General features: G+C 54.4%; 10 protein-coding genes. 1 reads left to right on the plus strand and 9 read right to left on the minus strand.

Annotated elements, in window-relative coordinates:
• Positions 1-160: 160 nt before the first annotated feature.
• The 4 genes from BHAP_RS08915 to BHAP_RS08930 form a co-directional block, all read right to left on the minus strand.
• Complete coding sequence (locus BHAP_RS08915; protein ID WP_094730350.1) at positions 161-1474, minus strand: sensor histidine kinase; 1314 nt, start codon at positions 1472-1474, stop codon at positions 161-163.
• Between the two features lie 168 nt (positions 1475-1642).
• Positions 1643-2350, minus strand: a complete 708-nt coding sequence (mtnN, locus tag BHAP_RS08920; protein WP_094730351.1) for a 5'-methylthioadenosine/S-adenosylhomocysteine nucleosidase — start codon at positions 2348-2350, stop codon at positions 1643-1645.
• A 37-nt stretch (positions 2351-2387) separates the two neighbouring features.
• Positions 2388-3629: a 3-deoxy-7-phosphoheptulonate synthase gene (locus BHAP_RS08925; protein ID WP_094730352.1), complete on the minus strand. Its 1242-nt coding sequence runs from the start codon at positions 3627-3629 to the stop codon at positions 2388-2390.
• Positions 3630-3694: 65 nt separating this feature from the next.
• Positions 3695-4825, minus strand: a complete 1131-nt coding sequence (locus tag BHAP_RS08930; RefSeq protein WP_094730353.1) for a 3-deoxy-7-phosphoheptulonate synthase — start codon at positions 4823-4825, stop codon at positions 3695-3697.
• A gap of 137 nt (positions 4826-4962) precedes the next feature.
• Between BHAP_RS08930 and BHAP_RS11515 the strand changes: the two genes are divergently transcribed.
• A complete protein-coding gene (locus BHAP_RS11515) occupies positions 4963-5202 on the plus strand; it encodes a hypothetical protein (RefSeq protein ID WP_143248775.1) in 240 nt (79 codons plus the stop codon).
• Between the two features lie 198 nt (positions 5203-5400).
• On the opposite strand, the gene BHAP_RS08935 is transcribed toward BHAP_RS11515, so the two are convergent.
• The 5 genes from BHAP_RS08935 to BHAP_RS08955 form a co-directional block, all read right to left on the minus strand.
• The gene (locus BHAP_RS08935) at positions 5401-6039 is read right to left on the minus strand and encodes a YesL family protein (protein ID WP_094730354.1); all 639 of its coding nucleotides are present in this window, start codon (positions 6037-6039) and stop codon (positions 5401-5403) included.
• A 527-nt stretch (positions 6040-6566) separates the two neighbouring features.
• A complete protein-coding gene (locus BHAP_RS08940; RefSeq protein WP_094730355.1) occupies positions 6567-7547 on the minus strand; it encodes a carbohydrate ABC transporter permease in 981 nt (326 codons plus the stop codon).
• 32 nt (positions 7548-7579) lie between these two features.
• The gene (locus BHAP_RS08945; RefSeq protein ID WP_094730356.1) at positions 7580-8593 is read right to left on the minus strand and encodes an ABC transporter permease; all 1014 of its coding nucleotides are present in this window, start codon (positions 8591-8593) and stop codon (positions 7580-7582) included.
• Positions 8594-8773: 180 nt separating this feature from the next.
• A complete protein-coding gene (locus tag BHAP_RS08950) occupies positions 8774-10324 on the minus strand; it encodes an extracellular solute-binding protein (RefSeq protein WP_094730357.1) in 1551 nt (516 codons plus the stop codon).
• 267 nt (positions 10325-10591) lie between these two features.
• Positions 10592-12466, minus strand: a complete 1875-nt coding sequence (locus BHAP_RS08955; RefSeq protein WP_094730358.1) for a beta-L-arabinofuranosidase domain-containing protein — start codon at positions 12464-12466, stop codon at positions 10592-10594.
• Between the last annotated feature and the right edge of the window lie 222 nt (positions 12467-12688).

The raw sequence follows: 12688 nt of genomic DNA on the forward strand, positions 1-12688 counted from the left end.
GTTTCTATCCTGTTCCTTCATTGCCTATAAACGTCTCTCGTCCACCACAGGCGACGACTACTGCTGAATCAATATCGTAGCCGCTCGGTGAACGCACATTAACGAACTTCGCAAACTACGTACTTAACTCGTTTGACTATATCAACGTAGTTGACTGCGCTCAGAGGCTTACGGACGCATCTTGCGAATCGTCCGCTGGCTGCGACTCATCCGGCGGCGGCGATGGCAGTTCAATAGTAAACGTCGAGCCTTCGCCTTCGCGCGACCATACCGAAATCGTACCGCCGCATTCTTGCACGCAATGTTTCGTAATCGCCAATCCCAAGCCGGAACCGCCAGTCTCACGCGAGCGCGCAGGATCAACGCGATAGAACCGTTCAAACACGCGACCAAGCGATTCGGCAGGAATACCAATGCCTTGATCGACGACGCGAATCGTGACTTTGCCATCTTTGCGCGCGACTCCAACGGCGACAACCGTATGTTCCGGCGAATAATGAATCGCGTTTTCGACGAGATTTTTAACAGCAGTTTTGAGCGATTCTGCGTCGGCCATCACGATAATATCCGACTCGTCGCCGTCCGCCGCGCCGGCGGATTCGAGCGGCGCATTCGACCCGTTCAACGTCAGTCGAATATCGATATGCCGCGCATCAGCTTGCGGCTGATTTTCGCCGATTGCGTCACGTACCACGTCCATAACGTGCACCGGTTTCATGTCAACCACGCCTTCCATCGACTGCGCTTTCTGCAAGTCAATCAGTCGACGAACCAGCTCAGTAAGTCTGCTCGATTCCTTCGCCACGCGACCGGAGAAATACCGCACAGCATCCGGATCGTCGGCCGCATCAGTAATCGTTTCCGCAAGCAACGCGATCGCACCAGCCGGCGTTTTCAACTCGTGCGACACGTTCGTGACGAAATCGCGGCGCATCGTTTCAAAACGACGTTGGTCACTCATGTCTTTGAGATAAATGGCATACAAATCGTCAACGACACGCCCGACACGCACACGCAAGTACAAGGTATCCGACGGCACTTCCTGACCAGGCTGCAAACCGCGACCGTTCAGCTCAGGTGCGTTCGTACGGTCGAGATGATCCATTGACATACTGACTTCGCGTTCGCGCACTGTACCGTCGGCGACGACAAGCGAGAGAATATCGCCGATTTCGTCCGACGACAGCCGACCGCGCAACACAAGCGCGAACGACTTTGCGCCGGGAGACAAGTAACGGACTTTGCCAGTATGATCGCACACGATAATCGCGTCCGGCATAGTCTCAACCAGTCCGCGCTCGGCAGCGCGCACCGGTACGTCCGCGCCGAACAGTGATTGCCGAGCCGGGTCGGCAATCACTGCATCGGCTTTCTCTTCACCCGCGTCACGGCCAATGCGATACGCGCTCACAGCAACTAGCGCAGCCAAACCCACGATCAGTACCAAGACGATCGCAATCTGCCACCACGCCATAGGAACACCTTTCCGAAAATCACATCTATGTGATTCCAGCGTAATGGTCGTCACGCGTTCTTTTGGTAAACGACTACGTAAGTTCAGTGTTTGTTCATTTTCTAGCCGACACGCCCGGCAGGTTGCGATCAGACGACGCGCGGCTGCGGTACGCGCGCGTTATGTGCGTTACATCCGCTTGAGGATGTTCACTGCAAGACGCGCGGCCGTATTCGCATATTCGGAAATGTCGAACTCCTTAAACACTTCATAATCCGTGTCAGCATTGTCACTCAGCGCACGAATAACAAGCGCGGGCACACCGTTGCGCGCGGCGACGTGAGCCACGGCCGCACCCTCCATTTCAACCGCGTCCGCACCGGTGTCGTGCACCGCTTTGTCGACTTGTTCGGGCGTGTCGACGAAGTAGTTTCCAGACGCGATAATGCCAGTGATGTGCGTAATACCCATGTCGTTAAGCGCGGCATTGGCGAGAGCAAGCAGATGATCGTCGGAGTAGAACTCTTCAACCGGCCGATCTTCAGTTCCCGGCGTCCACTGGCCGACGAGTCGCATATCCGTGTCAAGATAGCGCAACGTGCCGCCGAGCACGACGTCGTTGATATGCAGATTGCGGTTGAGATTGCCCGCGATACCGGAGAAAATAACCGCGTCCGGCTCGTACGCATCGATGAGTCGCTGCGTGGTTGCGGCCGCGTTGACGAGTCCCATGCCACCGACGGTTGCGGCGACAGTGATGGCTTCGCCTGCGTTTGTGGTGATCGTACCGCGCGTGACGTCGAGGCTTGCGGCTGTGTCGTGAGTTACGTTAGCGAGTGCGCTCGCGATGAGCGCGACTTCCTCATTCAGCGCGCCGATGATTGCGATAGTGGTCATGATTAGTCCTTTCTGTAGGTTTCGATACAGCGCTACGTCACTGCCAGCGGCGGGTGGAGACGGCATCGGCCAGTTCACGCAGTAATCGTTCAGTTTCCTCCCAGCTGATGCAGCGATCGGTGATCGACTTGCCGTACACGAGCTGATCGAGCGGTGCTGCCGGCTGATTGCCGCCTTCTATGAAGCTCTCCATCATCACGCCGGTAATACCGCGCTCCCCCGCCGCGATACGCCGCGCAATATCGCGCACCACTTGCGCTTGCCGGTGCTCATCCTTGCCGGAATTACCGTGCGAGCAGTCAATAATCACACCGTGCGCAGCGGCGGAATCAGCCGGCATCATCGCGCGAATATCGTCCATCGCGTGCGCAACCGACGCAGTATCGTAATTCGGTCCGTGAATCGAACCACGCAGCACAACGTGACAGTCAGGATTGCCGAGCGTTTCCACTGCGCACGCGCGACCCAAGTGATCGATGCCGAAGAACGTGTGCTGCTGCGCGGATGCAAAACAGCCGTTCACTGCTGCCTTGACGGAACCGTCGGTTGCGTTTTTGAAACCGATCGGCATAGACATGCCGGACGCAAGTTGACGATGGACCTGCGACTCGGTATTGCGCGCGCCGATCGCACCCCAGCTGACCGCATCGGCGATGAACTGCGGGCTCGTCGGCTCAAGAAACTCGGTGGCCGCCGCCAGACCCTCGTCGAGCACGCCGAGCAGCGTCTTGCGAGCGAGCAGCAGTCCTTTGCGAATATTGTGCGTGCCGTCAATATCGGGGTCGTTAATCAGTCCCTTCCAACCGACTGTCGTGCGCGGCTTTTCGAAATACACACGCATCACAATGAGCAACTCGCCGTCGAGTTCATGCATCACGCGCGCGAGCCGATGCGCATAGTCGAGCGCGGCGGCAGGGTCGTGCACCGAACACGGACCAACGATGACGAGCAGTCGATCGTCCTGACCGTAGAGACACGCGCGGATTTCGTCGCGCGAGTAAGCGACGATCTCCTGCGCCTGTGGGGTCAACGGCAGCTCGGCCAGGACTTGCGCGGGAGTCGGCAATGGTTCGAGTTCGAGAATACGACGATTGACGATACGACTGACACCAACCTGATCCTCCCAGCGAGGCACGTCGGTGGCGACCAGCGGATTCTTCCCCTCGTCCATCGCCTGCCGGATCGCGCGCAATTCCTCAGGGGTGTTGAGCGGCTGCGGGCCGACGTGCAACGGGTGCTGCTGCGGGTCGTGCGCGGCGGCGGAATCTTGCTGCTGCATGATGCTTGGTTCTCCTTGAAGTCACTATCTTCCCCAAGGATAAGGAACCACGGGAACAAGCGCGTTCAGGCCGCGCGGCGAGTGGCGATCGCGTCGGCGAGCGTGTGCAGCAACTGTTCGGTACGATCCCACGGCACGCACGAATCGGTGACCGACTGCCCGTAGACGAGCTGGTCGAGCGGCGCCGGCTTTTGATGACCGGCGACGAGGAAACTTTCCATCATTACGCCGAGAATGCCCTGCTCGCCGGCTGCAATACGACCGGCGATGTTTTCGATGACTTCGGCTTCGACTTTCTCATCCTTGCCGCAGTTACCGTGCGCCGCATCGATGATCAGGCCATGCTCGCTTGGGCCGGATGCCTTGGATTTCTTAAGATCTTCGAGTGCACGAGCCACGGATTCGGCGTCGTAATTCGGGCCGGTGTTCGAGCCGCGAAGCACGAGATGGCAATCGGGATTACCTTTCGTTTCGGCGGAAATTACGCGACCGTCGAGGTTGATCGAGAGGAAATGATGCTCGAACGCGGCCGCATAGCACGAGTCGGCCGCCGGCTTGATCGAACCGTCGGTCGCGTTCTTGAAGCCGACCGGCATCGACAGGCCGCTCGCCAGCTCGCGGTGCACCTGGCTTTCAGTATTGCGTGCGCCGATCGCACCCCAGCTGATCAAATCGCAAATATACTGCGGCGTGATCGGGTCCAGCCACTCGGTTGCGGTCGGCAAGCCGAGGCTGAGTACGTCGGTGAGGACTTTGCGCGCGAGCCACATGCCTTTGCGAATATCGAAGCGGCCGTTGAGGTCTGGGTCGTTGATCAGACCTTTCCAGCCGATCGTGGTGCGTGGCTTTTCAAAATACACGCGCATGACGATCAGCAAGCGGTCGCTCAGTTCCTTGTTCACTGCGGCGAGTCTGGTTGCGTACTCGTGCGCGGCTTTCGGATCGTGGATCGAACACGGGCCAACGATGACGAGCAGACGATCGTCGCGACCATGCAGAATATCGCGGATTTCCTGGCGAGAGCGCAGGACCAGATCACTCATCTCGTCAGTGAGCGGCAATTCTTTGAGAAAATAGCGAGGAGCAGGAATCGGGTCGAGCTGACGGATATTCACGTCGACCGTTTCCGGGAACACGGCGTTCTTGCTCAGCTGACGCTCGTCCTCGGAACTGTCTGGACCGCGAAGACCTGCCATGATGTTTTCTCTCCTCTGTGTTTGCTTGCTTGCGGGTATACCGAACATAGGATAGTCGAGGCTCGCGGCATTGGGATGCGCTCGACTGGAATGTGGATGGTTGTGCGTGGCGGTTTTCGCTCACTGAGAGACGCTCAGTGAGCGAAAACCGCCACGAGCATTGCCACACAAGTGTGTTGGCCGTGTTGTACCGTGTTGTACCGCTAGAACACGGTTGCGTGGCGATTATTTCTGTCACAAAATTGAAAAACAGGGCAAAAAATGATTTTGAGGCACAAGCTGCAGATGAGGTATTACAGGGCATGTACCGAGAATCGGCGGAAAATAGCGGTTCTTCATTATTACTGATTTGTCTCAAAACTGCGTTATACCGCTAAAACAAGGTTGCGTGGCAACATTTCTGCCACGAAATCGAAAAATCTGTCAAAAAACGATTTCGTGACACGGCTATCACAAGATAACCGAGGTCACGCGATGGCAGAGAAGCCTGAAATATTATCCTGTGACCAATAAACATCAAAACATCACGCACGAGATGGAAATTTGGCGCTATTTGCCATCGAGTGACCTTGGACTCACTTCTTCTCGCGCGATGCAGGCGAAAAACCGGGTAACTTACCGTATTGCCACACTACCCAAGTCGCGACAGCAGCGGGGAACGACCAACCAAACGTCATAAACAAGCCGGGCCACTGCCAGCATGCAGCAAGCACGGCCAATTCACCGCACGCTAGAATAAGACTCATTAATGGGCGCGCAATAATCATTTGAATCGACATGCGAAACACCCACATCACATTTTCCGAAAAATGCGCATGCAACACCCAAGATACAGCCGTAACGAGCAATACAAAGATCATCACAAAGAACAGGAATCCCGCCACAAACGTGCCAAACACCGATGTCACATGAAAATTCACAACCCAATAATCGAACAGCAGCACCGCCCAGAGACCAGTTTCAAGCCACCCAAGAGCGTTCGCACCCGCCAATTCACTCTTCCACAGGCGATGGAATAAAAGCCACGTCTCCTTGATCGTCCATGTGCGATCTTCAGCCAACGCCCAACGGCGAAACACCCCCACCGTTGCGGCAAGCGACGGGAAAAGTCCCACCACGATCACACCCAGCAGCGTGTGAATCACAGACGCCACACAGGTGACGAACGCAACCAGCACGAATCGCAGTGCAGTTACGTATCGTTCAGCAAACATCACAGATTCCTCTCAATCAGCATGCAATGCCTACAATGTGCATCACAAAATCATTCAAATGGCAGTAGCCACATACAGATAGGTCATAAAAAAGCGTCGTCCGTCACACTGCAATCGGAGGACCGGAGGCAAAAGATCCTCCGGGTAAGCAGCGTGACGAACGGCGCGCCGATTCGCAGGAAGTACGAGGAGAAAGAACATCCTTCTCACGAACCGGGAAGTGCGGAGTTGATTGTGCACGAGCATACGTGTGATGCGCTGTGCACAATCAACTCCGAGAATTATGAAATTTGCTTACAGCGAGGCTCAATACGACCCTCGCTTAACGGCTCATTCAGGCTGAGTCTACAGACAGTCCACAGGACTGTCTGCTTAACGCGTCAGTCCTGCAATTATGGACTTCGCGCAACGGCTCAGTCCTGCAACAACGGGCCTCACTACGTTCGGACTCAATACAACCTTCGCTCGCCTACCGCCTCGCTCAGGCTGAGCCTACGCGAAGCCCACAGGGCTTCACGCGCAACGGCTCAGCCCTTGATCGCTCCAATCATGACGCCCTTGTTGAAGTACTTTTGGATGAAGGGGTAGATCACGAGGAGCGGGAGCGTAGAGGCGATAATCACGCCGTACTTGATCTGATCCGCAAGCTCCTGACCGTAGCCGGCACCAGCGGTCGAACCGTTACCGCCAGCGAACGCGCTATTGGCGAGCAGAATATCGCGCAATACCATCTGCAACGGCTGCTTCTCATAGGTGTTGATGTAAATAAGACCTGTGAAGAAGTCGTTCCAGTGTTGCACCAAGTAGTACAGACCGATAACCGCCACGATCGCAGAGCTTAGAGGCAATACAATCTTTATAAAGTAGCGGAAGTAGCCAAGACCATCAATCTGCGCCGCATCATGCAGATCTTCAGGAATCGACGTTTCAAAGAACGAACGTGCAATAATCAAGTTGTACACGTTCACAGCCGTTGGAATGATGAACACCAGCCAGCTGTCGATCAGTCCGACCTGCTTGTACAGCAAGTATGTTGGAATCAGACCACCGTTGACGAACATCGTGATCGTAAAGAACAGCATGATCAGACGGCGTCCACGAAACTCGCTGCGGCTTAACGCGAACGCAGCAGGTAGCGTGACGATCAGATTCAGCGCAGTGCCTACGCCGGAGTAGATGATCGTGTTGAGGTAACCATTCCAAATACGACTATCATGGAAGATCTGTTCGTAGCCGTACCACGAGAAGCCCTTAGGCCAAACTAGGACCTGTCCATTATTCACCAGCGTCTGGTTCGACACCGATGCGATGATCACAAACCAGAGTGGGTAGATAATCGCTACGATCACGAACGCGACAAGAATCCAGATGATGATGTCAATCACCCAGTCGCTAGCGGTGCGCTGGTTAATATGCCTCTTATTTTCGGGAATATTAGCCGAACTCTGAATCTTACCATTAGATGCGTCTAAGCCCTTAGCTTGGGCGGAAGTTGCAGTTGCACTCATGTCAGTCTCACTTTCCTATCGTGTCGCACGGGTTAGAAGATGCCCGAGTTCGACACCTTCCTCGACACTTGGTTCGCGATAATCAGGAACGCGAAGTTAATCAGCATGTTGAACAGGCCGATAGCCGTCGAGTAACTGAACTGGCTTTGCAACAGACCAATCTTGTACGTGTACGTAGAAATAACTTCAGAAGCGTTGATGTTCAACGTGTTCTGCATGAGGAACACCTTCTCGAAACCGACATTCAGCACGCCGCCCATGTTGAGAATGAGGAGCACACCGCAAGTAGGCAGAATCGCTGGAATATCAACGTAACGGATGAGCTGAAGTCGACCTGCGCCATCGATTTTCGCCGCCTCGTACAGTGCGGTGTCAACCGAGCTGAGTGCGGCGAGATAAATGATCGAATTCCAACCGACATGCTGCCAAACTTCAGAAATCCAGTAGATCGCAGTAAACAGATTCGGGTCGCCCATAAAGTTGTCAGAATGAACACCAACCGTACCAAGAATGCGAGTGAGCACACCTACATCAGGCTTAAGGAACAGGTTGATCATCGAAACAACAACCACAGTGGAAATGAAGTGCGGCAGATACGTAATCGTCTGCACGAAACCCTTCACCTTACTGGAGTGAATCTGATTGATCAGCAGCGCGAGAATAATCGGGAAAATAAAGCCCATCACCAGCGTCCACAATGAGATGCGGACTGTGTTGATCATCAACGTGCCGAACAGTGGTGAATCAAAGAATTGTTTGAAGTACTTGAATCCAACCCAATCGCCGCCAGTGAGACCTTTTGTGAAATCAAATTCACGGAAGGCAAGCTGGATGCCATACATTGGCGCATAATTGAAAATCGCTACGAAGATGACAGCAGGGAGAGCCATAGCCCACAACTGCCAGTAGCGTTGAAATGTTTGAGCAAATCCTAATTTTCTATGTCCGTACTGTTTTTGCAGTTCGGCGGCGCGCTTCGCCTTCTCCTTGCGCGCCTGTTTCTTGGCTCGCTCGCTGTTGCGCGATGCCTGTGCGTCCGCACTCATGGTTGCCCCCTATGTTGCGTTTTCTCCCTTGAAAAGCGGCATAGCCGCAGATAAGCATCCGAGTGATATGGTGCCGGTACTGTATCAGTGCAGTAGACCGGCAACCATTCACCGGTTAGTGGTGGCTCACGCAGATACACTGCACAGTGAGCCACCGATCAGTCGACGGTATGAACGCCGTCACTGCTTCATGTAGGTGTCGTAAGCCTTCTGGTAAATCTCGACGTTCTGCTCGATATTTGCCTTCTTGAGCGTATCGACATAGGAATCCCATTCGCTGTCAACGCCACCCTTTGTCACCCACGAGGAGAACTTGCTCATCGTAGTGTTGAGGATGGTGGTGTTGTTGAGCTGGATGGTCTTGAGGTCATCGGCAGACATCTGCAGGAAGGCCGGCATGAGATCGTTCTTCGTATCCACCGCGTCGAATGCAGACTGCATAGGCTTCTCATCCTCCTGCACTTCGACCAAATCGGCAGGATATTCGATCTCATCGTCAGCACGAATCCACGACGGAGAATCGTCAGCCAGTGTCTCAGTCCACTTCCACGTCGAAGAATCCTTGGTGGAATCAGCCGGAGGAAGCACCTTGTAGGAGTGGTCGCCAGTCTTCTCAGTGTCAACGCCGAGGTCGCCCCACAGCAGCTCGATGGACATATCCTCGCCGTAGAAGGCGTTAGCTACCTTGAGTGCGGCATCCTTGTTCTTAGTCTTGGCAGAAATAGCGAGCGCAATGTTGTTGTAAGACAGCGCATCCTTGCGGTATTCACCAACGACCTTCTCGCTCTGACCAGCCTTGGCTTCGAGCGGTCCAACCGCCTCATACTGATCGGCCAACTGTGCGCCGAAGCGGTCAGAAGCGGTCCAGCCCCACGTTACGCCGACCTTAGCCGTGTCGCCATCACCACGAGCGAAGGACTGTGCGGTGGAGTAATCGTGCGTGAAGGCTTCCTTGTTGATTAGGCCAGCTTCCCAGCACTTGTTAAGGAACTGAATGACTTCCTTGAAACGATCATCGATGAAGAAGTTCTGTACCTTGTTGTCATCGACATAGTAGCCAGTGCCAGAGTTGCTGGAGAGGGTGAGGCCGAGGCTACCGAGCAGCAGGTGCGGCTGGTAGTCACCGAAGCCACCGGTGCCCGGTGCGTGGAAGTCGAACGGAACTTCGTCGGCTTGGCCATTGCCGTTCGGGTCCTTCTCCTTGAATGCGACCAGCACATCGTAGAGTTCATCCCAGTTGGTAGGCATCTTCATGCCGACAGCATCCAGCCACTTCTGGTTGATGTACAGGTGGCTGACAGTGGTCGGCCAACCCTTCTTGATAGACGGGAGGATGTGAATCTTGCCATCGGATTCAGTGACGATTTTCTTAGCGGTTTCGTCAGCTTCAAACATCTCTTTGACGTTCGGCATCTTGTCGAGATCATCGGACAGATCTTCAAACAGGGAACCATAGGTGGCCATATCGGTCATGTTGACGCCCTTGAGAATCATGTCCGGCACATTGCCTGAGGCAAACCATGTCTGCTTCTTCTGATCCCAGTCAGAGCTAACTTCCTGCCACTTAATAACGCAGCCGCATTCTTTTTCAAGGTCCTTGACCCACTTCATTTCGGACATTTTCTTGGTTAGCGAGTGCTTAGCAACAGCGATGTTGAGCACCGGCTTGCCGTCCTGTGTAGTAGCTTGATCGCTACCGCCACAGGCGGCGACGCTCACCAGCGTGGACATGGCAAGTACTGCGGCAGCGGCAGACTTCAGCTTCTTAGAAGCCCCCCCCCCAGGATATTTGTATTTCTCATGTTCTACTCCTCACTGAGTATTCGAGGCCGGTCAACCAGCAACCCGTCTCGTACTTCTTCATTGACCAGATTCAACCCGCCATTGGATTGTAGCGGTAAAACCTGACGTTTTATACGATAGATGCGCTTATTTAGATTGTCAAATCAATTTCTAAAGCAACCATTCATTATGTGACGCACATCACATAATCGAGCATTAGATGTTCGCCCGGCGAACCACATCACGCTCACTCTCCTGAGGCGCATACAGCCGGTGATACATGAAATACCAACGATTCTCCGGGTACGTGTAATACGGCACAAACGTGCGGCACACCCAATCTGGGCGTCCCGCGTGTCCAGGTAACGTACGGAACGTCATCGGCGCACCGTCAACAGGCACAATCCAATCCTGCGGACGATCACGATCGCCAATCAGCAACGTCATATCCTCACTCACCAGTACTACCGGACCGTAACACAACGCCACCAAATCAGGTCGATGATCATCCACCGATACAAACCGCAGTCGATACGGAACATCAATCTCAACGAGATCACCATCCGCCCACTGACGGTCAAGCGTAAGCCACGTATTCGGCACTACAGCAACGTCAACAATCCGTCCATTCACGCGCACCACATTGGCACCATCAGCCGGCACGCGCACACGCAACGCAAACCGCTCACCAGCACCATCCACGCGCAACCGAATCGTACTCGAGAGCGGCCACTGCGAGAAATTCTCCACACGCACCACGCGACCGTTATCGCGCTCCCACTGCACCGACGACGGCAGATATTGCGTCACATACAACGCATCATCACTCGTGTAATACAGCATGTTCGCATACTCGGCAACATCCTGCGGGAACGTGCCAGCACAACACTGCCACACAAAATTCTGCCCATCGCGCTGCAAACGACGATCAACCGTCGACTTCATGCCACCATCAGCAAAATAATTTGCATAATAGAGCAGCTCACCGTTCGGCTTAATATCAGGCTGACCGCCAGCACAATTGAGTAACATACGCTCAGCCCACACCGCGTATTTCGCCTCACCGGTAAACCGCAACATGTAATCACACAGCTTGAACACCGCCCATGTGCAGCATGAAACCTCGCAACTGCCCCACGCATCACTACGTGCCGCAGGAGCACCAGAAAAATTCGTAAACCTAGGATCTTCATCGCCCAAATCCCACGGTGATATGAGCATGAAACCGAGATATCCGTCACGTTCAACGAACAGATTCTCACCCGGCCCATAGCCGCCAGTCACATACGTGTGATGCGCAAGCAGCTCGTCGTACGCCGCACGCAACACCGCCAAATCCTGTTCGTTTCCAGTCGACTCGTACTCGCGAGCCAAACTCGACAATGCGTTCACATGACTGTACGCATGACGCGACCCAATAGACGCAAACTCACGCTTGGCAACCTTGTCCCAGTAGTAGTCATACCGCCACTCTTCGGCATAGCGACGATACTTGTCGTCACCATAACGACGATACGCACGATACAGATTTTCCGGCAGCGTATACCATTCAATCTGCCCTTTCATACGACCATCTTGCACGCCATCGCGCGGGATAGACGTATCAAATCGTGCGATCGCTGCATCCGTAAGACAACTGATCGCCTCACGCACTCGACCCTCGCCGGAGTAACCCATGATCTCTTCCATGTCGAGCAGACCGCCGAGCATTTTTTCGTAATCATACGTGCCGAGATACAGCAGTTCCTCGTGCTGATTTTCGAGCTCAAACCAACGTTCGAATAGGCGGATTGCCTTGGCTTTGAGACGAAAATCGCCTGTTACCGCGTACAGTTTCGCGAATGAAGCGAGCATCTGACCGAATGTGCCACCCCAGCCGGGCAAGCCTTTAGCTTCGATATGCACGTTTGTGCCGCGTAGCGCAGAGACGAGAATATCGCCGTCGTCTAATGTGAGATAGAGGTCGATAACGGCGTCGCGCTGATGGCGCCAATGACTTGCGAGCAGGTCGACGTTGGCATAGTGGAACGAGCGCAAGGCGGGCGTGGATGCGGGCGTGCTGGATGTGGGTGTATTTGTAGATGTAGTCATGGGAGACTCCCGAACATGGACGATAATGGAACAATAGGAGCCATACGTCGCAGACCTTGCCGACGCATGCCCATCGTCACAATGCTTCGCCGATCCCGGTATATCTCACCGCAGAACGCTGGTTGAGCGCAACCTTGCTATCGATGTGATACTCAGTCTATACGCATACAAGTACGACATGAGTATCGCCACGACACTTGCCACACAATTGTGCTGAGCCGC

Origin of the sequence: Bifidobacterium hapali, assembly GCF_002259755.1 — a bacterium.
GTDB lineage: Bacteria > Actinomycetota > Actinomycetes > Actinomycetales > Bifidobacteriaceae > Bifidobacterium > Bifidobacterium hapali.